This is a genomic window from Chryseobacterium sp. KMC2 (assembly GCF_016756935.1).
Taxonomy (GTDB): Bacteria; Bacteroidota; Bacteroidia; order Flavobacteriales; family Weeksellaceae; genus Chryseobacterium; species Chryseobacterium rhizosphaerae.
Map to the genome: position 1 here is coordinate 253,408 of NZ_JAESIT010000006.1, position 21,758 is coordinate 275,165.

The 21,758-nt window shown below is 36.3% G+C and carries 21 protein-coding genes; 14 read left to right on the forward strand and 7 right to left on the reverse strand.

Annotation, left to right across the window (positions count from 1 at the left end; genetic code table 11):
• Positions 1 to 202 precede the first annotated feature (202 nt).
• A complete protein-coding gene (locus JML65_RS09525; RefSeq protein ID WP_202270654.1) occupies positions 203 to 2,587 on the forward strand; it encodes a TonB-dependent receptor in 2,385 nt (794 codons plus the stop codon).
• Positions 2,588 to 2,647: 60 nt separating this feature from the next.
• Here the strand turns inward: JML65_RS09525 and JML65_RS09530 are convergent, their stop codons facing one another.
• The 3 genes from JML65_RS09530 to JML65_RS09535 are packed head-to-tail and all read right to left on the reverse strand — an operon-like array spanning position 2,648 to position 4,048.
• Positions 2,648 to 3,100 carry an alpha-ketoglutarate-dependent dioxygenase AlkB family protein gene (locus tag JML65_RS09530; protein WP_237390825.1) on the reverse strand — a complete coding sequence of 151 codons (453 nt, stop codon included), beginning with the start codon at positions 3,098 to 3,100 and terminating at the stop codon, positions 2,648 to 2,650.
• 18 nt (positions 3,101 to 3,118) lie between these two features.
• Positions 3,119 to 3,253 (reverse strand): hypothetical protein, encoded by a 135-nt coding sequence (locus JML65_RS23995; protein ID WP_262896493.1) that lies wholly within the window; start codon positions 3,251 to 3,253, stop codon positions 3,119 to 3,121.
• A gap of 21 nt (positions 3,254 to 3,274) precedes the next feature.
• Positions 3,275 to 4,048, reverse strand: coding sequence for a LexA family transcriptional regulator (locus JML65_RS09535; RefSeq protein ID WP_202270655.1), 774 nt, complete (start codon positions 4,046 to 4,048; stop codon positions 3,275 to 3,277).
• 61 nt (positions 4,049 to 4,109) lie between these two features.
• Between JML65_RS09535 and dinB the strand changes: the two genes are divergently transcribed.
• The 5 genes from dinB to JML65_RS09560 all read left to right on the forward strand — a co-directional run bounded on the left by dinB (position 4,110) and on the right by JML65_RS09560 (position 10,871).
• On the forward strand, positions 4,110 to 5,255 hold the full coding sequence (dinB, locus tag JML65_RS09540) for a DNA polymerase IV (protein ID WP_202270656.1): 1,146 nt from the start codon (positions 4,110 to 4,112) through the stop codon (positions 5,253 to 5,255).
• A 20-nt stretch (positions 5,256 to 5,275) separates the two neighbouring features.
• A complete protein-coding gene (locus tag JML65_RS09545) occupies positions 5,276 to 8,335 on the forward strand; it encodes a DNA polymerase III subunit alpha (RefSeq protein WP_202270657.1) in 3,060 nt (1,019 codons plus the stop codon).
• Positions 8,336 to 8,483: 148 nt separating this feature from the next.
• Positions 8,484 to 8,789: an ArsR/SmtB family transcription factor gene (locus JML65_RS09550; protein ID WP_202270658.1), complete on the forward strand. Its 306-nt coding sequence runs from the start codon at positions 8,484 to 8,486 to the stop codon at positions 8,787 to 8,789.
• Positions 8,790 to 8,838: 49 nt separating this feature from the next.
• On the forward strand, positions 8,839 to 9,807 hold the full coding sequence (locus JML65_RS09555; protein WP_202270659.1) for a zinc-dependent alcohol dehydrogenase family protein: 969 nt from the start codon (positions 8,839 to 8,841) through the stop codon (positions 9,805 to 9,807).
• 128 nt (positions 9,808 to 9,935) lie between these two features.
• Entirely contained in the window at positions 9,936 to 10,871 is a 936-nt protein-coding gene (locus JML65_RS09560) for a phosphotransferase (protein ID WP_202270660.1), read from the forward strand.
• Between the two features lie 197 nt (positions 10,872 to 11,068).
• Here the strand turns inward: JML65_RS09560 and JML65_RS09565 are convergent, their stop codons facing one another.
• On the reverse strand, positions 11,069 to 11,662 hold the full coding sequence (locus JML65_RS09565; protein WP_202270661.1) for a hypothetical protein: 594 nt from the start codon (positions 11,660 to 11,662) through the stop codon (positions 11,069 to 11,071).
• A 146-nt stretch (positions 11,663 to 11,808) separates the two neighbouring features.
• Positions 11,809 to 12,687, reverse strand: coding sequence for a hypothetical protein (locus tag JML65_RS09570; protein WP_202270662.1), 879 nt, complete (start codon positions 12,685 to 12,687; stop codon positions 11,809 to 11,811).
• A gap of 153 nt (positions 12,688 to 12,840) precedes the next feature.
• On the opposite strand from JML65_RS09570, the gene JML65_RS09575 reads away from it, so the two are divergent.
• Positions 12,841 to 13,236: a VOC family protein gene (locus tag JML65_RS09575; RefSeq protein ID WP_202270663.1), complete on the forward strand. Its 396-nt coding sequence runs from the start codon at positions 12,841 to 12,843 to the stop codon at positions 13,234 to 13,236.
• A 379-nt stretch (positions 13,237 to 13,615) separates the two neighbouring features.
• Here JML65_RS09575 and JML65_RS09580 read toward each other — a convergent pair whose 3' ends face one another.
• Both JML65_RS09580 and JML65_RS09585 read right to left on the reverse strand, forming a co-directional pair.
• A complete protein-coding gene (locus JML65_RS09580) occupies positions 13,616 to 14,398 on the reverse strand; it encodes a YdcF family protein (protein WP_202270664.1) in 783 nt (260 codons plus the stop codon).
• 1,258 nt (positions 14,399 to 15,656) lie between these two features.
• Positions 15,657 to 15,887, reverse strand: a complete 231-nt coding sequence (locus JML65_RS09585; protein WP_157969920.1) for a SymE family type I addiction module toxin — start codon at positions 15,885 to 15,887, stop codon at positions 15,657 to 15,659.
• 149 nt (positions 15,888 to 16,036) lie between these two features.
• Between JML65_RS09585 and JML65_RS09590 the strand changes: the two genes are divergently transcribed.
• From JML65_RS09590 to JML65_RS09620, 7 genes are all read left to right on the forward strand, one after another.
• Complete coding sequence (locus JML65_RS09590; RefSeq protein ID WP_202270665.1) at positions 16,037 to 16,456, forward strand: helix-turn-helix transcriptional regulator; 420 nt, start codon at positions 16,037 to 16,039, stop codon at positions 16,454 to 16,456.
• A 12-nt stretch (positions 16,457 to 16,468) separates the two neighbouring features.
• On the forward strand, positions 16,469 to 17,632 hold the full coding sequence (locus tag JML65_RS09595; protein WP_202270666.1) for a helix-turn-helix domain-containing protein: 1,164 nt from the start codon (positions 16,469 to 16,471) through the stop codon (positions 17,630 to 17,632).
• A 99-nt stretch (positions 17,633 to 17,731) separates the two neighbouring features.
• Positions 17,732 to 18,061 (forward strand): ArsR/SmtB family transcription factor, encoded by a 330-nt coding sequence (locus tag JML65_RS09600; RefSeq protein ID WP_202270667.1) that lies wholly within the window; start codon positions 17,732 to 17,734, stop codon positions 18,059 to 18,061.
• Between the two features lie 129 nt (positions 18,062 to 18,190).
• Positions 18,191 to 18,661 carry an SRPBCC domain-containing protein gene (locus JML65_RS09605; protein ID WP_047493791.1) on the forward strand — a complete coding sequence of 157 codons (471 nt, stop codon included), beginning with the start codon at positions 18,191 to 18,193 and terminating at the stop codon, positions 18,659 to 18,661.
• Positions 18,662 to 18,891: 230 nt separating this feature from the next.
• Positions 18,892 to 19,470 (forward strand): YdeI/OmpD-associated family protein, encoded by a 579-nt coding sequence (locus JML65_RS09610; RefSeq protein WP_202270668.1) that lies wholly within the window; start codon positions 18,892 to 18,894, stop codon positions 19,468 to 19,470.
• An 18-nt stretch (positions 19,471 to 19,488) separates the two neighbouring features.
• The gene (locus tag JML65_RS09615; RefSeq protein WP_047493795.1) at positions 19,489 to 19,890 is read left to right on the forward strand and encodes a DoxX family protein; all 402 of its coding nucleotides are present in this window, start codon (positions 19,489 to 19,491) and stop codon (positions 19,888 to 19,890) included.
• Between the two features lie 786 nt (positions 19,891 to 20,676).
• Complete coding sequence (locus JML65_RS09620) at positions 20,677 to 21,234, forward strand: DUF4256 domain-containing protein (RefSeq protein WP_202270669.1); 558 nt, start codon at positions 20,677 to 20,679, stop codon at positions 21,232 to 21,234.
• Positions 21,235 to 21,758: the final 524 nt, after the last annotated feature.

A 21,758-nucleotide genomic window follows, 5' to 3' on the forward strand; every position in this document is an offset into this window, starting at 1 on the left:
TTTAATCGGTTACATTATTTATAATCATCTTTCAACCCGTTTTTTTGCAGATCTATCTCCCATACTATATTGTATTACCATACAACATGTTATGGGTTACCAGACTTTATAATTAGGAACATATTGCTTTTTCAATAATGCAACAAAGTTGCTTTAGTAGAATTAATTATCTAGCTTTGCCGGATTATTAAAGCATACGCATATGAAAAAAGCCGTTATTTTTTTGATGGGAGGGACACTTATTTCTTATCCTTCTGTGTTGAAAGCTCAGAACCTGAGGGCTAAAAAGACCGTTCAGGATATAGAGTCAATACAGATACAGGGAAAAATGAATAAGGAGGTGGTAAGCATTCCACGGAAAACACTGGATGTCATCCAATCCAATACCTTAGGAGAAACGCTAAGTAAAATTCCGGGTATTCAAAACTCCGGATATGGCCCCAATTCCGGAGCCCCTGTTATCCGAAGTCTGAGTGGAAATAGAGTAAGAATTCTGGAAAACGGAACTGCAGTCAATGATCTTTCGGGAATAAGTCCGGATTTTAATCTGGATATTCAAATGGATAATGTCCAAAATATCAGCATTTATAAAAATTCAGCAGCTGTTCTGTACGGTGGAAAAGCTATTGGGGGAGCTGTTGATATTGAAACCAATTATATCGTCCGTCAACTTCCATCCAAAAAAATTAATCTTCAGGCACTCCTGGAAGGCGGAAGTAACAGTGGGCAGAAACAGTCATTTTCTGCAAAAGGAACTATTACTAAAAACTGGATATGGACAATGGGAGGATCCAACCAAAAACAGGAAATTGTCCGGATCCCGGGAAAATCTAAAGACAGCAGATGTTATGATCCAAATCTGGTTGGGTTTAACAGCATTTTGCAATCCCTCTGCCAGCTGGATGTAAATTCAAGAAATGTTCTTAATATTAGTCTGTTCCCTTATATCAGCCAGTTTGCCAAAGATCATATGGTAGAATATGAACTTTCACAGGATGATCTTTACACATTCAGTCCCACTTACTATAATCCGTCGGATGGCCAATATTACCCCAATCCCAAAAACGATCAGTACGTTCCGGGACAGGATCCAACAAAAGACCGTTACAGAAGCGAAGTAAACAGCATTAAGGATTATGTCCCGACAAAAGACGGCGTCATTCCAAACAGTCATTCAGAAAGCAATTCATTTTACGTGGGGACCAGCTATATTGGCAAATCCTTTTATCTGGGAGGTGCTTATCAAAACGCCTATTCCTATTTTGGAGTTCCCGGCTATGCCCTGTCCAAAATTCCCAAACACTCTCACGGAAAACCTCAGAAGACATTGGAATATGTCCCCATCAATATAAAAAGCTTATCTCATAAAGCTATGCTGGAAACGGCTTATCAATTCAATCATTCTCCCATTGCCGGGATAAAATTTAATTATATGGGAGTATTTTCCAGTAATTCGGAACTTCTGGAGCGCCACAAAGCCAATCAATTTCATGTACAACAACATAATGGCCGCTTGGAAATAGCACAACAGAAGCTGAAATTTTTAACTGGAACTACCGGAGTTGAAGTACAATACAGGGAAATGGAAGGCAGCGGAAGTCAAAGATATCTTCCTGACAACATAAGCCGTGAAATTGGCATATTCACGATGCAGCACCTCAATTTCGATTTTCTTGAATTTGATTTGGGATATCGGAATGATCATGTACAGCGCAGAGCCAATGCTGATAAAAAATACATCAGAAGCCGTGGACTCTCCGGAGGAAATCTTATGGGAAGAGATTTTACCCTGAATCAGTTTCATACAGCGGCCCAATGGAATATCTTAAAAAAAGCCTATCTGAAAGTACAGTATAATCATTCTGAAAGAGCCCCGGAAGTCAATGAACTGTATGCAGGAAACAATCATTTTGCTATTCTCACAGAAGAAAACGGAGATGATAAACTGGATAAAGAAATTGCAAAGACATGGGAAATTGGCGGTGGACTTAATTTGAAAAATATTCGCTTATCTGCCAATTGGTACCATACTTTCTATAAAAATTATATCTACCTTGCTCATACGGGGATTTCACGGGAGGTTTTCCTGGTAAAGGAATGGCGTTCTGATGATACCGAGATCAATGGAATAGAAGCTGAAGCAGCTTACAAAATGGATCTTCATACATTGGGAAAATGGGAAGTAGGTTCCTACTATGATCTGGTGAGAAACATCAGTACAGCCGACAGTTCTATAAGAAAATGGAGCGATGGAGATTATATGCCCAATATGCCGACAAGCCGTTTTGGGTTCAACCTTAGCGGAACGGTACAAAAACTGAACTTCAATATAGCATTGGACCATTATATGAAGCAAAAATATCTTGGGAAAAATATAAATCCGGAACTCCCGATGCCGGCATTTTCACTTCTTAACGCACGTGTTTCTTATGAAGATACCCATTTAAAAATGGGAAGTATAGAATATTATATAGCAGGAAGCAATTTATTAAATACAGAAGCAAGGCTTCAAAACTCTCAGCTGAAATTCCTTAGCCCACTCGCAGGAATTAATATTTCTGTAGGAGTGAAAATCAAAATATCATAACCATTAGATCCGGCTGTTACCTCTTTGAAACAATTTTGGCAAGGCAGGTAACAACGGATTTTATTTCACTAGCCGGAAAGTCATATTAATCCTTGGTTTCATAGGCCGCGAAGATTTGGCAATGCGATGTTCCCAGTTCATCTGGAGATCTCCTTTCATAATTAACAGGGAACCATGCTGAAGAGGCAGGCTGTATTTATTGGAATGGTCATCAAACTTTCTGAAGTCAAAACTTCTTACCTGCCCCAGGCTTATAGAAGCAATAACCGGACGGTTTCCCAATTCACTTTCCTTATCCCTATGCCAGGCTACAGAATCATTTTTATCCCGGTATAAATTCAATAACACTGAATTAAACCGATATCCTGTGCTTTTCTCGATGCGCTCTTTCAATTCCAGAAGCTCAGGCAGCCAGGGGTTAACATTAAACTGATGGCCATCCAACTGATATTTTTTGTCATCATCACCATACCAGGCTGTCAAACGGGGCGTCAGGACCATTTTATCATACATTTTCTGAGTTCTCTGTTTCTAGGGAGCAGTATGCATTAAAAGTTCCTCAAGTTCCGAAGCCTCATTTTCAGCTAAAAAATGTTCCGTATACTCCAATAGTTCACTTGGAAACCTGTAAAATTCTTCAGAATTAAATAAGCTAAGCTGCGACATTTTTAAATATATTTTCCATTATTATTTTCCGGAAATTTTATTTTCCAATTCCTTGATATCTTTTTTCAACTCCATAAACATTTCTTTCATATCCAGATCTTCCGTCTCATCCGATTCAAAATCTTCAGGAAAAATACCTGAAGCATATTGCCATATCTCCAAAACTTCCTCAATCAAAATATCATAAGGTCTATAAAATGAATTATCTGAGCTTACCCAGATTCTGTTTTTTCTTTTACCCATAAAACGTTTATAGATGATTCCTTCATTTAGAGTTACAAAAACATAGGTTTTTCCAGGTTTCAGATGATCTATCCCTTCCACATATTTTCCTACAATATAAGAACCCCTTCTAAAGGGTGGCATGGAATTTCCTTCCGCCGGAAAGGCTCTGTATTTCCCATGCGTCAGAAAAGGAAGAGCAATTCTTTGAAGATTTCCAATATACTGTATATCCCTGTAGCCTTCAAGGTAATTCTCCGCCTCTTCTTGAGATATAATCTCTATGGTATCATTTCCCAGATGATCTACCAATACAGGCAGAATAATTCTGTTATCCGGAAGGTTCAATGTCTCTTCCATCGGGTACTTCCTGATGTCTACAGATACCAGAAGATCAATACTCACATGAAAAGACTGAGAAACTTTCAGCAGCATCTCAATAGAAGGTTCCGATCTTCCATCTTCGTATGAAACATACCGGGAGCGGGTAATGCTTAAAAGATCAGCAAGCTCTTGTTGAGTTTTTTCTCTCTTACCTCTCAAAAACCTTATGTTATCTGAAAAAATCGACATTGTTACAAATTATATCAACAAAAATACGAATTTTGTTCAAAAACGTAACTAATTTTGTAACATGGAACGGACGATTGTACATATGGACCTGGACACATTTTTTGTGTCCTGTGAGCGCCTCAACCATTCTGAATTTAATGGAATTCCTCTGATCATCGGAGGAGGAGACCGTGGTGTGGTAGCTTCCTGCTCCTATGAAGCCCGCCGTTTCGGGGTACGTTCTGCCATGCCCATCAGGATGGCTTTAAAACTATGCCCGGATGCCAGGGTGGTTCGGGGAGATCATGAAATGTATTCTCAAATGTCCCATATGGTTACAGAAATTATCCAGGAAAAAGCTCCGCTGATGGAAAAAGCAAGTATTGATGAGTTTTACCTTGACCTATCCGGAATGGACAAATTTTTCGGATGTTACAAATGGACAGAAGAAATTGCAGCCTCCGTCCTCAAAGAAACAGGACTTCCCATAAGCTTTGCCCTCTCTGCCAATAAGACCGTATCCAAGATTGGAACCGGGGAAGCCAAACCGGGGAAAATAGAAATCAAACCACAGGAAATCAAACCGTTTCTTGATCCTTTATCCATAAAAAAAATACCAATGGTAGGGGACAAAACCTTTCAATTACTTTCCAGGATGGGAATTCGTACCATCCATACTTTATCAGAAATGCCTGTTCTTATTCTTCAGCAAATGATAGGAGAAAATGGCCGTGAGCTTTGGAAAAAAGCTAATGGAATTGATGAAAATCCTGTTATTGCTTACTCTGAAAGAAAATCAATCTCCACAGAAAGAACCTTTAGCTCAGATACAATGGATATCCCGGAATTAAAAAGGCTGTTATCCGGAATGTCGGAACAGCTCACCTATCAGCTAAGAAAAGAGAAATGGCTTACTTCTACGGTAGCAGTAAAGATCCGTTACGCCAATTTTGATACGGAAACAAAACAATGCAGGGTAGCCTATACTTCTGCGGATCATACCTTATCAAGAGTTGCACTGGATCTCTTCAGTAAAGCGTACACCCGAAGAATGAGGCTTCGTTTAATAGGACTTCGTTTTACAGGGCTTGTCCATGGGAATCATCAGATGAATTTATTTGAAGATACGGAAGAACAGATGAGCCTTTATCAAACCATGGATAATATCAAGAACCGGTTTGGAGCGGATGCTGTAGGCAGGGCCTCGGGTTTTGATTTAGGAAAATAAAAGTAAAAACCTGTACAAATATGTTTCTTAACTGCCATTCATACCACAGTCTCCGCTATGGAACTTTATCTGTAAAAGAACTGGTTTCTAAAGCCCATGCCTTGGGAATCAAACAGCTTGTTCTTACGGATATCAATACGGTAACGGGAATCTATGAATTTAAGAAGACCTGCGAAGATTGCGGAATCAAACCTATTGTCGGAATTGAAATCAGAAAAGAAGGACAGCTTCTTTATATTGCTATTGCCAAAGAGTTCAGCGGAATAGGAGAGGTGAATGCAATGATCACGGAGTACCATTGTAACGGAAAAGACATATTGGCATCCGCTCCCGAGTTCAATCAGGTTTTTGTTATTTATCCTTTGGAAAAAATGCCCGAAACTCTGAAAGAAAATGAATTTATAGGAATCCGGGAAGAGGAGCTTACCCTTCTTATCCGCCCTGAATACCGAAGGATGATTTCCAAAATGGTTGTTTTTCAGCCTGTAACATTCAGTACCCGGAAAGAATACAATCTGCACCGGATTTTAAGAGCTATAGATAAGAATACCTTACTTACAAAACTGTCTGAGAACGATATCTGCAAAAAATCGGAATACCTAAAACCGGAAAAAAAGATACTCGAGGCTTTTCAGGAATACCCGGAAATGATCAAGAACACAGAGCATATATTGAACAGCTGTCATTTTGAATTTACTTTTGGGACAGTCAGAAATAAACAACATTATACAAGATCCAGAGATGGAGATCTGAAGTTTCTCAGCAGACTTGCTTACTTAGGGTTAAAAAAACGGTATGGTCCGGATCATGAAGAAGCCAGGCAAAGGGTAGAAAAAGAGCTGAAGGTAATCCATGAACTTAATTTCAGTGCTTATTTTCTGATCACCTGGGACATTATAAGGTACAGCAACAAAATAGGATTAATGCATGTAGGGCGGGGAAGTGGTGCCAACAGCATTGTCAGCTACTGTCTGGGGATCACTGATATATGCCCCCTGGAACTGGATCTCTATTTTGAACGTTTTCTCAATCTTAACCGTAAGAGTCCCCCTGATTTTGATATCGACTGGAGCTGGCAGGATAGGGATACCATTCTTCAGTATATCTTCGACAAATATGGCAAGGAACATGTCGCATTCTGTGGAACCAATGTAGAGTTTAAGTACCGTTCTATATTTCGTGAGATTGGAAAAGCTTTTGGATTGCCCAAAGATGAGCTGGACGAACTGGCTACAAAATCTGTAGAAACCCATGAACTGAATTCCGTGGTGACACTGGTTCATACCTATGGCAAACTCTTGGAGAAGTTTCCCAATCAGAGGAGCATGCATTCCTGCGGGATTTTAATTTCTGAAGAACCCATCACTTATTATACCGCATTGGAAATGCCTCCAAAGGGATTTCCTATAGTTCAGTTTGATATGTATACCGCAGAAGAAATCGGGCTGGAAAAATTTGATATTCTTTCCCAAAGAGGCCTGGGAACAATCAATGACACGGTAAAACTGATTAAAGAGGTAAGGGGAGTAGAGGTTGATATAAGAGATACAGCCCTTTCCAAGGATGAATCTGCGGCCAACAGGCATTTGGCAGAAGGTAATACTATAGGCTGTTTTTATATTGAATCTCCGGCAATGCGCGGATTGTTACGAAGATTACAATGCGATAATTACAGAACATTGGTGGCTGCATCCTCCATCATAAGACCGGGAGTAGCACAAAGTGGAATGATGCGCGAATATATTTTCAGACACAATCATCCTGATCAATTCACCTATTTTCACGAAATTTTTAAAGAACATCTGGGAGAGACCTATGGTATTATGGTCTATCAGGAGGATGTGATCAAAATTGCACAGTATTACGGAGGACTTTCCTTAGCAGACGGGGATATCCTCCGGCGGGCTATGAGCGGTAAAGGCCGTGCATTATCCCAGCTTCAGAAAGTAAAGGATAATTTTTTGGAATCCTGTCGCAAAAAAGGGCATCCTGAAACACTTTCCGCAGAAGTATACAGACAGATTGAATCGTTTGCCGGTTATTCTTTCTGTAAAGCCCACTCGGCATCCTATGCTATAGAAAGTTATCAGAGTCTCTATCTCAAAGTGTATTATCCGCTTGAATTTATGGTTTCTGTCATCAATAATCAGGGTGGGTTTTACCGCACTGAAGTTTATATTCATGAAGCTAAAATGTCCGGGGCTACAATTCAAACTCCATGTGTCAACACCAGTGAATATCAAACCTCATTAAAGGGGAAAGATATCTATCTGGGATTAATGCTTTTGCAGGGACTGGAGAGCAGAATTGCCCATGAAATTGTGGAAGAGCGAAGAAATAACGGAGAATATAAGTCGTTGGAAGACTTTATCCGCCGCATTGCTGTAGGTATTGAGGCGGTTCAGACCTTAATTTTCATTGGCGCTTTCCGCTTTACCCAACAACCGAAAAATGAACTGCTTGTAGAAGCAAGAATGATATTGACTCATTTTAAACCGGAAAACAGAGGATTATTATTAATTGATGAACCCGTTCAGGAATATAAACTTCCACAGCTGAAACGTGAACATTTTGAAGATGCTTTTGATGAAATTGAAATCCTGGGATTTCCCGTGTCATGCAGTCCCTTTGATTTGCTTACAACCAGCTACAGAGGGTCTGTTTTCGTAAAAAACCTGTTATCATTCCATAAGAAACAGGTAAAAATGATGGCGTATCTGATTTCCAGAAAGCATGTGCCTACTAAAAAAGGAACCATGTATTTCGGAACCTGGATTGATGTGAATGGCCATTATTTTGACACGGCACATTTTCCCGACAGTCTTCAAAAGTATCCATTTCAGGGAGGTGGCTGTTATCTGTTACTGGGAATTGTGGAAGTTGATTTTCATTTTCCGACTGTCACAGTTACTAAAATGGCAAAAATGCCGTTCATACCAGATCCACGGTATGCCTATGACAAAGAAAAGCAATATGATGTACACCGGCAGATCAGAGAGGATATAAGCATGACATTCAGGAAGCCTTATCCACAAACCCATGAAATAGGATTACCCAGACACAAAATGCCCAATTCATAAAGATCTATAATGTTTTGTTTCTCCTGTAGTGATAACGGATATCAAAACAACCTCACAAAACCCTGTTTTTATAAACAGATACAGAACAGGTCATAAAGTTTTTCATAAAAGCTTGTAGGGATTTAGGTAATTTCCTAAATTTGTAGTTATGGAATTGTTAGAAGTCATTAAATCCTTATCAAACGAAACACGTTTAAATATTCTTACGTGGTTAAAAGATCCTTTTGCCCATTTTCCGGAAGAGGAGCTGGAGGAATACACTCCGGAATTAGGAGTATGTGTATCGGATATCGCCAAAAAGGCAGGAATGTCTATGCCTACGGTTTCTGATTATTTGAAAACAATGTCTGCTACCCATATTCTAATTGCCACAAGAAAAGGGCAGTGGACCTACTATAAAAGAAACGAAAAGACACTCCAGGACCTGGCAATGCATATAAAAGAAAAACTTTAAAAAAATTTATTCAATAATTTAGGAATTTACCTAATTAACTAAATATAATATGAAAGCAGCAATTATAAAAGAGTTCGGCTCTGCAGAAAATTTTAAAATAGTAGAAATACCTAGGCCCATACCTGGATTCAGGGAAGTTTTGGTGAAGGTCTTTGCAACTTCTGTAAACCCTCTGGATTACCAGGTGCGCCGCGGAGATTATAAAAATGAACTGGAATTACCTGTCATCACCGGCCATGATGTCTCCGGTGAGATTGTAGAACTCGGACCGGGAGTGGAAAATTTTAAAATCGGGGATGAAGTTTATTATACTCCAGAGATCTTTAAGGGACAGGGGAGCTATGCACAATATCACTGTGCCCACGAGTCAATCATAGGTCTGAAGCCCCAAAATATCAGCCATCTGGAAGCCGCGACACTTCCATTAGCAGCAGGTACAGCCTGGGAGATGCTGGTTACCAGGGCACAGCTCAAAATTAACCAGACCATTCTGATCCACGGCGGTGCCGGCGGCGTAGGGATCCCTACCATTCAAATTGCAAAGGCTATGGGAGCCACTGTATTTACTACAGCAAGAAAAATTCATCATACATTTCTTACCGAATTAGGTGCAGATCACGTTATTGACTATGAACATGAGGACTATATCAGTGCGGTCCACCAATTAACAGACCATAAAGGAGTGGATGTCATCATTGATACCATAGGGGGCAGTACACTTTCCGATAGCGGTCAGATTCTCAGTCAGATGGGCCAGGTTGTTACGTTGGTAGATATTGAAAAACCTCAGAACCTTATTGATGCCTGGGGAAAAAATGCTACCTATCATTTTGTATTTACCCGCCAGAATAGAAATAAACTGGATGAGATCACTCAATTGGTAGAAAATAAAAAACTAAAGCCAGTTGTCAACAAAGTTTTTCCATTGTCGGAGATCGGTAAAGCCCATCGCTTACTGGAAACCAAAGCTGGTGATAAAAACTTCTATGGAAAAATCGCAATAGAGATTGATAAATAGTCATTTAAAAAGTATGAGTCCTAATAATGTGTGGGCCTAAGAAAAATTTATATAGGTAATATGTGTAAAAACCAAAAAATGTTAACGAAATTGCATGTATTTTATAACCAACTGCGAACTAAGAATTAATGACAGAGAAATTTCCGACAATAAATAGTACACTTTCACCCAATAGACTTGGTCAACTTATTCAACAAAAATATGAACTAACCGACAAAACGGAATGCAGCATATTTCGCCTTGCCATGAATCATTTATACATTGTTCATGATGACGAAAACAAATACGTTTTTAGAGTTTACACCCATAATTGGAGGACTAAATTAGAAATTGAAGAAGAATTAAGACTTTTAATTCTTCTAAAAGAAGCAGGCAGACAGGTTGCTTTTCCCATAGCTGATAAATCGAACAAATTCATTCAAGAAATTGAAGCTCCAGAAGGAACAAGATTTGGTGTTTTATTTTCGTATGCTAAAGGCATAAAGACTGCAAAATTTTCACCACAAACAAGCTTTCTAATTGGACAAGCATTAGCAAAAGTTCATCAATCGGCAGAAAATATCGAACTGATGAGAATGTCTTACAATGCTCAAAACTTGCTCAGAAATCCTGTTTTAAGAACAAAAGAATTCTATAGTAAAAATACTAGCGAAATTGAATTTTTAGAAACCCTTTCTGTTTTTTTAACATTAAAAATGGAAAATATAGGCCAACAGAAAATGAGATACGGAGCCGTTCATCTTGATGTTTGGTTTGACAATTTGCATATTGACAATGAAAAAGAAATAACATTTTTTGACTTTGATTTCTGTGGCAACGGTTATTTATGCTTTGATATTTCTTATTTCCTATTTCAGTTATTTACAACCCATTTGAACGAAGAGGAATATCAAACAAAAGCAGAAAGTTTCATAAAAGGGTATGAGACAGTAACTCAAATTAGTACTGAAGAAAAAAATTTTTTACCCTTCGCATGTTTAGCAATTATGAACTATTATATAAGTGTTCAGTGCGATAGATTTGAATATTGGACCAATATTTTCCTGAATGAAGATCATTTATAAAGAAACCTAGCACGGGTTTTCGCTATGGGACTGAAGTATAGGATAGATCGATTAGTTGGAGTGAAACTTTGGGTTCTGATGTAAATTTAAAAAAGTATTATCTTTTGAAAAGCTGAAATATATTCAATTTAACATAATATAAATTATAGGATAAAATAATTATCTAAAGGATAGAGCACTACCAGCCTCAGAATCCATTATCCACCTAATTTTCCTTGCAAATACTCTTTAACGACTTCCCGGAACTCTTCTTTGGTCATAAACCTATCCAGAAACTCTTCCAGACTTCCTTCGTTTTCAATTTCATCGAAATAAACTTCATGGTCTGTTCCGTATACCGCTGGGTTCGACTGATCAGGATCTGTTGTACACACAAAATAATGATCCGGGTATCCATACGAATAAAATATACAGACAAAATCCATTTCTTTGCCTTCTACAGTTTTTTTTAAATCATTTTCCTCTACAAGCCCTTCTAATTCCTCATAATCTTCCGAGCCTGGTTTAAACGGCGTGAACATCCAATCTTTGAAAAAATATTGGCCGTATGTACGGTCATGTAAGGAAAAATAATGTTCAGTTAAATCGTTGTAAAATTTTTCATTATTTTCTTTATACAGCGCTGCATGATTTCTGTAAAACTCGTCGATACCGTAAACATCCCAATCTTTATCATACAGATAATTGTTGAATCTAATGCTCTGCCAGTTTTCTGTAAAGGTTTTATCAGGATTCACAGCATCTGTAACTCCACCTAAAGTATTGATTTTATGTATAATACTATCATTCATTGTGTGATTTATTTATATTTATTAAACTGCATTCCAATTATATTATGTTAAATTGATCAATTTCGTTTTTCTCGTTCAACATACCTTACTTACTATCATCTCAAAAATATCATTATCATCTGAAATAACCAAGGGAAACTCTGTGGCTAATGCTGTTTCTGTGGTAATGTATAAGGACTGGGAACGCCAAATGATGTTTCTGACCAATCTATTTCATCCATAGTATTATCGTTATAAAATTCCCTAGATCTTAGGATCAACATCCAATCATGTTGTTTATCAAAAACAATCCTGTAATGATCATTATCTAGATGCACATTTTTATTTTCCACAATTACCGGGGTTTCCGTGATTTCTAAATTTTCTTCTATTGGTTTCCTATAATCAAATATAGTCGTGCTTTTTATTGACTTATCAGTAAGTTCGTAAAATGTATTTCTAAACGACAGGTCTTCCCCTATCTCAATCTTAGTAATGATTTTAGGCTTGCCCTCTTTTGCGAAACCATAATAATAACAAGAGCAGTGTAAACTATCATAGAAATAAAATTCACCCTCTAATTTCCCCTCCTTAAAATTTAACGTATAATTTGGAAATTTCAACTTATCATTAATGCTGACTAACCTCCCATTATGATACATAAATTCTGTTTTACTCCATTTATTGGTACTGGAATCCAAAAATGTGTAAACCTGCATGCCGTTATAACTCCCATTATCACTGTAATTATAAACTTTTTGCATTGCATTGCCGTTCATAAAAGCTTGTGCTGCATATACTAATCTGTTGTTATGATAATACCTGATGAGACCTACGCTTGCATCCCTTCTATATTCAATATTGATCCCATGTAATTGTCCCATAGCATTATATTGAATAATATTTGTTGCACTTTTAACAGTTTTTGCTGCCTTAACTAAATTAGACTTGTTAAAATATGGCAAATCAACATTATATAGCTTTACCTGTGCCTTACTATTTGCAATTGATGCAATAATACCTCCTAATAAAAGCATTTCTTTCATGGTTTTTGAATTTTGTTTTTACAAAAGTATTTTTTGAGTTAATCATCTCATTACGGTTTCCCACAAATAGGACAGATATAAAAAACTTGCCACATGACAACCTCTATCCTATTGAAAGGTGCTACCTTTATCCTAACCAAAAAATAAAATAGTATGAAACCAAAAATGATCTGGGCAAACCTTGCTGTGGCGGACCTTGAACGAACACAGAAATTTTATACAGAACTGGGATTTAAGCCCAATAATCCACACAGTTCTAATGAATTGGTAAGTTTTTTTGTTGGAGAAAATGAATTTATTATTCACTTCTTTCTAAAAAACATTATTGAAAGCAATCTAAAGCATGTAAAATTTGGAGACTCTCACCATTCCAATGAAATTATATTTACCCTTTCCGCTGAAACCATAGATCAGGCCGACCAGTGGGCGGAAGAAGTTAAAAATGCAGGCGGAACCATTGTCTCAGAACCTGAAAGTTTTGGAAACAACTATTATGGTTTTGTCTTTGCAGATCCTGATGGACATAAATTTAATGTCTTTAAAATGTAAAAAATCTGAAATTTCAATCAAAAATCATTTTTGCCCATAAATCCCTCTTATTTTCAGTCAGATAGCATAGGTACAGGATGGAAAAAAACGGGGTATTTGGGACCTTTTATCGTTTTTCTTTATTTGAAGGTATTTTATGTGATTTTGCAGAGATTTTATGGGAGAATAGTCCTTAATTTCACTGGAGAAAACAGGCTGATGATTTAAAAAACGACAATGTAAATTCAATAGAGATGGGCTTTAGCCCATCTGATAAAATATGACAATCAATTTGGCTTTAGCCAAAACCTACTAAAACAGTTTGAAAAGTTTTAAAGCAAACCGGCCCCTTAAGTTCACTCAAGGGGCCGGTTTGTTGTTCGTATTAGACTACAGAATATTATTTATTCATTCCCAAACTGTTATACAATTTCACCTGCCAGATTCCCACGACCTCTTTAAGCATAACAAATGTAAATGCAGCGTTATAGCTGTTAGGAAATATTGTTATTTCAGTATCTATAAAATCCGATGCTTTAGGAATAGGTTTTAAGCCAAATGTCTGAAACAAAGCAACAGATCTTTTCATGTGAAATCCCGAAGTCACCAGATATACACTGGATGGCCCCATCTGATTTACTATCTGGCTGGAATATTTTGCATTTTGATAGGTATTCATTCTTTGGTCTTCCTTAATCATGTCAGAATCCGGCACCCCCATCTTTTTAAAATTCTCTCTGAATAATTCGGCTTCACTTGTATGTCCTCTTCCTTTTCCGGAAATTAATATTTTACAAGATTGATTATTTTCCCTGTATTCATGATACAATTGATAGGCAGTAACTATTCTGGAATAAGACATGGTATGCAATTTCTCTGTATTGTCAATATCTACCACCCCGCCACCGAGTACTACAATAATGGGATTCTGAGCCGGTGTATTCTTCATCCCTGAACTACTGATATAACTTTTCTGCAGATATCCGGAGATTAGTTTACCCAGAAAGCCATTTCCTATAAGGATAATCAGGACAACTGCTGATATAAAAATTCCTGTTCTCAGATTTTTACATTTATTTTTTCTTTTTAGCAGAGCGATGATAACTACTGCAAGAAATACTAAAAAATAAGGTTCTGTAAAAAGCTGTAAAACACGGAATAAAAAGTCCAGTAAAAATTTCATCTATGGTAGTATTGATTAATGCTAAGAAAATATTGGATTTTCAAAGATAAGATTATTTCATGACTCCTGTTTTTCTCAACAGATTCCAGGGGTCTTCTATCCCAATAAATATAAGATGATGAAACTGTTAACAAATGATAATACTAAGAATAATGCAGGCCTGCTTTGTTTATAAATATTTTTTATACATTTGCAGTCATAAAATATGACACTATTTAGTGTGTTAACATATATTAATATAAAAAAGCAGAGACTTTTTTATATCAAATCCAGAACTATAAACTAATAACAATAGCATTGAAAAAGCAAAAGAAAAACACCGTTTTTATTACATTATTCCAGATACTTCTGGACAGATATTTTTGTAAGTAAAAAAACTTAGTAACACCTATTTAAGCAGGAATAGCTTACATCATTTTATTCTTAAATAAGCAAAACTATAATTCTTGAATGGTATTTATATTTCAGGAATGGTATGGTTTCGGCGGCCTCCGGCCGCCGAAACCATATCCCCTCACCTTCATCAGGCAAGTTCACTTGCCCGCCCTTAGCTCCCTAAAATATACAGCACCATCATAAAACTTTGCGTTTACCCTAAAAGATATAAATCTCCCGCAGATCAAACAGATTACGCAGATTTTATCATTTATTTATCCTGAAATCAGCGAGAATTGATAAAAAGAAACAAGCGAAAGAGTTTATTTCTCTTACCATAAAAACATAGTCCCTATCCACTCACCTTCATAGGCAAGTTCACTTGCCCTCCCTTAGCTCCCTAAAAATAATACAGCTACCATCATAAAGCTTTGCGTCTAAAAAAATAAACATCTCGCAGATCAAACAGATTACGCAGATTTTATCCTTTCCAATCACCTTCATAGGCAAGTTCACTTGCCCACCCTTAGCTCCCTAAAATATACAGCACCATCATAAAACTTTGCGTTTAACCTAAAAAAATATAAATCTCTCGCAGATCAAACAGATTACGCAGATTTTATCCTTTCCCCTCACCTTCATCGGCAAGTTCACTTGTCCCCCCTTAGCTCCCTAAAAATATCCAGCCACACATAATCTTTTCGTCAACAGTATACTACCTTTCCAGGGTAGCTCTTTCAAAAACTGAGACACCTTTAACTTTGCATTTAATTAAAAACCTCACACAGATCAAGCAAATATCGCAGATTGTAATCCCCAATCATCTGCTTGATCTCCGAAATCTGCGAGAAATTCTACAAAACAAAAACGAACTTCTATATATTTATACATCTTCATACACCATCTCCTTTTCTAAAATAATCTGATTCCTCCGAACCGTCACCAAGACTTTATCTCCCGGTTCAAAACCACACTCCAGCAGCCACTTCCCTGCCAGCCGGATTTCAGGGAAGAAAACCAGCCTTCTATACGCTCTTCCAAATGCTTTATGGGAAACCGTAAGGTTCCGAATGGACACTATCTTATATTTGCCCCGAATAATTATTTCTCTCATATTGTTGTTTTTCATCAAAGCAAGAAATATCCGGGAGTCTGTACCAGTTATGAAAAGGATATTTTATGCAAAAAAATAGCTATTTTAGAAGATAATTTATTTTAAAACCGTGCTTTATTTTTAGCACTTAAAGCTTTATATTTGTTATTATGGATTACACAGATATGCAAAATAAAAAAATACACCAGGGCCGAAATATAAAACGTTTCCGTGAAATGTTAGGAATTAAACAAGAAGCTTTAGCTTTTGAACTGGGTGATGACTGGAACCAGAAGAAAGTTTCCCTTTTAGAACAAAAAGAAACCGTAGAATCTGATATTCTGGCGCAGGTAGCGAAGATTCTGAAAGTGCCGGCAGAAGCGATTGAGAATTTTGATGAGGAATCTGCTATCAACATTATAGCTAATACTTTCCACGATAGTGCTGTTGCCAATACTTTTACTGACGGAGGGCAAGCAAACTTCCATTGTACTTTTAATCCTCTTGATAAAATGGTAGAGCTTTATGAGCGTATGCTAGAGCAACAAAAGGAGATGATTGAGAAATTGGAGAGATTGATTGAGAAATAAAATAATCAAAATATGACTGATTATTCAGAGTTAATAGAACTTATTGAATTTGAAAATGAAAATTCATCCTTAGATTTTAAAGCTATACAATATAAGAAAGATTTAAACGAAGCTTTCCTAAAAGATATTATGTCTTTAGCTAATTCTTTAACTAAAAATAATAGATTCATAATTATTGGAGTAAAACATTCTGCAAATAGAGAAAGAGAGCTTCTTGGTATTAATGATGATTTCATCGACGATGCAACTTATCAACAATTAGTAGAAAATAATATTGAACCTAGCATAGGATTTAAATATTTCCCTTTTAAACATAAAGAAAAACTTTTTGGAATTTTTCATATAACGGAATGTTCAAACCCTCCTTATATGATGAAAAAAAATAATGGAAAACTAAAATTAGGAGAATCATTTGTCCGAAAAGGATCTTCTCAAAATAGACTTACAAGAAAAGATATTGATATATATAACACTCAGAAAAAAATTGATATCTCAAATGATATAAGTATTTCATTCAATGAGAAACATTTTATTACCGATTTACATATCAAAAGAAAAGAATTTGAGTTACCATCTACTCAGATCAAAAAAGAAATAGAATCAATCATTTTAAAGAAAGAAAAATTAAACTCACCTTTAAATAATTTCACAATACCATCTGTTCACCCTTTTAGTTTTACACCATACAAAAATAGGAGTCTTGCTGAATTACGATCAAATCTCAGTACTGTAGAACAAGATTATTCAAATAGTGATAAATATTGTTTTTTTGAGGAAAATGCTTATAAAATAAATTTTTATATAAATAATAAAAGTACAGAATTTTTAGAAAATGTATCAATTCAAATAACTGTTAAAAAAACAGATCAATTTTTAATAAGAGAATCTATATACACCAAACAAAAAAAATTTAATCCACTAATAAAAAGTCAGCCAAGAACTGCAACTTGGGACGAATTGCAATATCCTACTGTTGAACTTAAAGATGATGAGTATACCATTTATAGTGAACTAAATCACGTAAAACACCATCTTCCAACCGAAATTCTATCAGTTCCTATAAGGCTTGCAGTATTTTCAAGACAAGAAACCACAATAAAGTTTCAAATTAAAGTTTTTGCTAAAAATTTAGAAAAACCAATAACAAATATTCTACAATTAACAATTCCTGCATAATTTTAAATCTAAATTACTTTTAATTTTTTGAAAAAATTAAATGAAAAAACTTGCGTAGCTAAATAACTACACATATATTTGTAGTCAAATAACTACACAATGAATTTAAGAAGAGATGTATTTCAGGCGATCGCAGACCCTACCAGAAGATCTATATTGATGCTGGTGGCTGCTCAATCCATGACTGCAGGAGCCATTGCTTCCAATTTCGATACTGCAAGACCTACCGTTTCCAAGCATATCCAGATCCTTACAGAATGTGAACTATTGAGAGCTGAACAAAACGGCCGGGAAATTACGTATCACCTTAATCCCCATAAAATGAAAGAAATAGCCAATTTTATAGAACCCTTCCGCAAAATGTGGGACGAGAAATTCAATAAGCTTGAAGATGTGATGAAAGCATATCAAAACATAAATAATAAGTAATGAGTAATAAGAGATGAAAGATGAGAAACGAATAGATAATAATATCAATTTTCTCCCACTCTAATACTCTAATACTCTAATACTCTAATACTTTCCCACTCTCAAACCCTAAAACACCAACCTCAAAATATGGAACTTAAAACAAAAATCCACGCAGAAGATGGCAAACAGGAAATCTTCATCATCAGAGAATTTGATCTTCCTGTAGAATTGCTCTTCAAAGCCTATACAGAAGCTGAACTTTTTGAACAATGGATGGGAACCAAAGTGACCAAATTTGAAAACAGACCACACGGAAGTTACCGCTTTGAAACCTTAAATCCTCAGGGAGATGTAGTGTTCAGCGCCAATGGAGCTATTCATGACATTGTTCAGAATGAGAAAATTACGAGAACTTTTCAGATGGAGAACACGCCTTTTCCGGTTCAGATTGAATTTTTAGAATTTGAAAAATTAACCGATACTACCAGCAAAATTACGATCCAAACCATTTATAAATCCGTAGACTTCAGAGATCAGCACCTGAAAATGCCATTCGCTCAGGGGATTAATATGGCACATAACCGTTTGCAGGAAATATTTAGAGAGACGAAGAGATAATAAACGAAGAGATGAGAGACATGGATGCCATAGTTTACATTGTGAATGTCAATAGGGAATTTTGCTTAGCAGTGAATCGTCAACGATGAGAGAAAGAACAACAACCTTGAACATTACACTTTAAACTTCACACGCTCTTACCCTCCCATCCTAAAACACTCAAACTCTCCCACTCTATAACTCTAATACTCTCAAACCCTAGAACTCCAGAACCCTCAAACCCAAAACACATGAATCCAAAAGTTGATTTTTTCTTCGATAAATCCACACAATGGAAAGAAGAATTTGAAAAATTAAGAACCATTGCACTAAGTACCGAATTGGTAGAAGATTTAAAATGGGGCTGTCCCTGTTACACCTATGAAGGAAAGAATATTTTCTTAATTCACGGTTTTAAAGAATATTGTGCACTTCTTTTTTTTAAAGGAGCATTGATGAAAGATCCTGACCAGATTTTAATTCAGCAATCTGAAAATGTACAGGCGGCAAGGCAAATCCGTTTTACAGATATTCAACAGATCAATGATCTTGAAAAAGAACTTCAAGCGTATATGTTTGAAGCTGTAGAAATTGAAGAATCCGAGGCTAAGGTTGAAATGAAGAAAACCAAGGACTTTGAAATGGTTGAGGAATTTCAACAAAGATTAGATGAAAATCTGGCATTAAAAGAAGCGTTCGAAGGATTGACACAAGGAAGACAACGGGCCTACCTACTCCATTTCTCCTCTGCGAAACAGTCTAAAACAAGAGAAGCAAGAATTGAGAAATGCATCCCTCAAATCCTGGATGGAAAAGGGCTTAACGACTAATCACAAAACTTAATCAATATGGAAACATCAAACCGATCAGAAAAAAGAACAAAAATCATCTATTGGATATTTACCCTTTGGATGGCCCTGGGAATGGTTTCTACAGCTATTGTCCAGCTTATGAAAAACAAAGATGAACTCGCCAACTTCACCAATTTGGGCTACCCCGCTTACCTGATGACCATCATAGGAGTCTGGAAAATTTTAGGCGTTATCACTATCCTTATTCCAAAGCGTTTATTACTAAAAGAATGGGCCTATGCCGGGTTTTTCTTTGTGATGTCAGGGGCAGTTATCTCCCACCTAATTGTTGGAGATCCCGCGGCCAGAACACTTCCAGCTGTATTATTATTGGTTTTAGTCCTTATTTCCTGGTATTTCAGACCTGCCAACAGAAAAATTGCTTTTACCAATCATTAATAAAACGATAAAGGTGCCATACAATCATTCTGCTATAAGGTTGTTGGAAAAACGCAAAGGCGCAAAGATTTAATACAAAAAGGATATTATAAGACGCAAGAAAATCAACGATTTTCAGCAGGTATAACCAAATACAATACTGTAGATTTAGATCAACAGCATTCAATTGTATCGCAGATAAAATCCTTGCGTCCTAAAGCAGTATTTTTTATAATACTTTGCGTCCTTGCGATTAGCCAACTATTTACTATTAGATGTTGGGAAAACGCAAAGGCGCAAAGATTAATACAACAAGGCTATTGTAAGACGTAAGAAATCAACGATTTTCAGCAAGTACAACCAAATACAATACTGTAGATTTAGATCAACAGCATTTAATTTTATCGCAGATAAAATCCTTGCGTCTTAAAGCAGTATTTTTTATAATAATTTTGCGTCCTTGCGATTAGCCAACTATTTACTATCAGATGTTGGAAAAACACAAAGGCGCAAAGATTTAATACAACAAGGATATTATAAGACGCAAGAAAATCAACGATTTTCAGCAGGTACAACCAAATACAATATTGTAGATTTAGATCAGCAGCATTCAATTGTATCGCAGATAAAATCCTTGCGTCTTAAAGCAGTATTTTTTATAATAATTTGCGTCTTTGCGATTAACCAACTAAAAAATTCATCACAGAAAAAGTTTTCACACCTTAAAACCGTATTTTTATGGCAATGAGTGCCTTTAAAGTTAACCCCAAACATTCTCAATAAAACATCATTAAAACGAAATTTAACATGAAAAAGAAAGCATTAACTCCCGAACAAAGCGAAACTCTTTTAAAAGTTTTAAAAACCCGCTTTGAGAAAAATATGACCCGCCACAACGACCTGAAATGGGAGAAAATACAGCCAAAACTGGAAGCCAACCCTGAAAAACTCTGGTCACTGAACGAAATGGAAACCACAGAAGGTGAACCTGATGTGGTAGATTATAACAAAAAAACAGACGAATATATCTTTTTCGACTGCTCCCTGGAAAGCCCTAAACGCCGAAGCCTCTGCTATGATTACCAAGCCTGGGATTCCCGAAAAGCCAACAAACCGGAAAGCAACGTCATTGATATGGCTGCTGAAATGGGAATTGAACTTTTAACCGAAGAACAATACCGCCAGCTTCAGGAACTCGGAAAATTTGATCAGAAAACGTCAAGCTGGGTAAAAACACCGGCTTCTATCAGAGAACTTGGAGGAGCTATTTTCTGTGACAGACGCTATAATACCGTTTTTATGTACCATAATGGTGCAGATTCCTATTATGCAGCGAGAGGATTCAGGGGAATGGTGAAGGTGTAAGAGAGTTGAAGGGTGTGAGAGTGTGAGGGTTGGAGAGTTGGAGAGTTGGAGAGTGAAAAAATCAAAGATTTTTTCAGAACTTTAGTGTACTTTATATGCGCAAAGCTGGAAACTTTAATAACTTAAGTGTTTAAAAACTTTTGTGACTTTTGTGGTTACAACAAAGTCCTTAAATCTCAACATTGCAAATATTTAAAACACTTTAGAACACTTTAGAAAGTTTAAAAGAATAGTGCATAAGTAAGTACACTTAAGATGAAAATCAAAGATTTTCTTAAAACTTTAGTGTACTTTATATGCGCAAAGCTGGAAACTTTAATAACTTAAGTGTTTAAAGACTTTTGTGACTTTTGTGGTTACAACAAAGTCCTTAAATCTCAACATTGCAAATATTTAAAACACTTTAGAACACTTTAGAAAGTTTAAAAGAATAGTGCATAAGTAAGTACACTTAAGATGAAAATCAAAGATTTTCTTAAAACTTTAGTGTACTTTATATGCGCAAAGCTGGAAACTTTAATAAC

Coding starts and splice junctions, on each gene's coding strand:
- JML65_RS09525 (WP_202270654.1), top strand. CDS start 203: ATGAAAAAAGCCGTTATTTTTTTGATGGGAGGGACACTTATTTCTTAT.
- JML65_RS09530 (WP_237390825.1), bottom strand. CDS start 3,100: ATGTATGATAAAATGGTCCTGACGCCCCGTTTGACAGCCTGGTATGGT.
- JML65_RS23995 (WP_262896493.1), bottom strand. CDS start 3,253: ATGTCGCAGCTTAGCTTATTTAATTCTGAAGAATTTTACAGGTTTCCA.
- JML65_RS09535 (WP_202270655.1), bottom strand. CDS start 4,048: ATGTCGATTTTTTCAGATAACATAAGGTTTTTGAGAGGTAAGAGAGAA.
- dinB (WP_202270656.1), top strand. CDS start 4,110: ATGGAACGGACGATTGTACATATGGACCTGGACACATTTTTTGTGTCC.
- JML65_RS09545 (WP_202270657.1), top strand. CDS start 5,276: ATGTTTCTTAACTGCCATTCATACCACAGTCTCCGCTATGGAACTTTA.
- JML65_RS09550 (WP_202270658.1), top strand. CDS start 8,484: ATGGAATTGTTAGAAGTCATTAAATCCTTATCAAACGAAACACGTTTA.
- JML65_RS09555 (WP_202270659.1), top strand. CDS start 8,839: ATGAAAGCAGCAATTATAAAAGAGTTCGGCTCTGCAGAAAATTTTAAA.
- JML65_RS09560 (WP_202270660.1), top strand. CDS start 9,936: ATGACAGAGAAATTTCCGACAATAAATAGTACACTTTCACCCAATAGA.
- JML65_RS09565 (WP_202270661.1), bottom strand. CDS start 11,662: ATGAATGATAGTATTATACATAAAATCAATACTTTAGGTGGAGTTACA.
- JML65_RS09570 (WP_202270662.1), bottom strand. CDS start 12,687: ATGAAAGAAATGCTTTTATTAGGAGGTATTATTGCATCAATTGCAAAT.
- JML65_RS09575 (WP_202270663.1), top strand. CDS start 12,841: ATGAAACCAAAAATGATCTGGGCAAACCTTGCTGTGGCGGACCTTGAA.
- JML65_RS09580 (WP_202270664.1), bottom strand. CDS start 14,398: ATGAAATTTTTACTGGACTTTTTATTCCGTGTTTTACAGCTTTTTACA.
- JML65_RS09585 (WP_157969920.1), bottom strand. CDS start 15,887: ATGAGAGAAATAATTATTCGGGGCAAATATAAGATAGTGTCCATTCGG.
- JML65_RS09590 (WP_202270665.1), top strand. CDS start 16,037: ATGGATTACACAGATATGCAAAATAAAAAAATACACCAGGGCCGAAAT.
- JML65_RS09595 (WP_202270666.1), top strand. CDS start 16,469: ATGACTGATTATTCAGAGTTAATAGAACTTATTGAATTTGAAAATGAA.
- JML65_RS09600 (WP_202270667.1), top strand. CDS start 17,732: ATGAATTTAAGAAGAGATGTATTTCAGGCGATCGCAGACCCTACCAGA.
- JML65_RS09605 (WP_047493791.1), top strand. CDS start 18,191: ATGGAACTTAAAACAAAAATCCACGCAGAAGATGGCAAACAGGAAATC.
- JML65_RS09610 (WP_202270668.1), top strand. CDS start 18,892: ATGAATCCAAAAGTTGATTTTTTCTTCGATAAATCCACACAATGGAAA.
- JML65_RS09615 (WP_047493795.1), top strand. CDS start 19,489: ATGGAAACATCAAACCGATCAGAAAAAAGAACAAAAATCATCTATTGG.
- JML65_RS09620 (WP_202270669.1), top strand. CDS start 20,677: ATGAAAAAGAAAGCATTAACTCCCGAACAAAGCGAAACTCTTTTAAAA.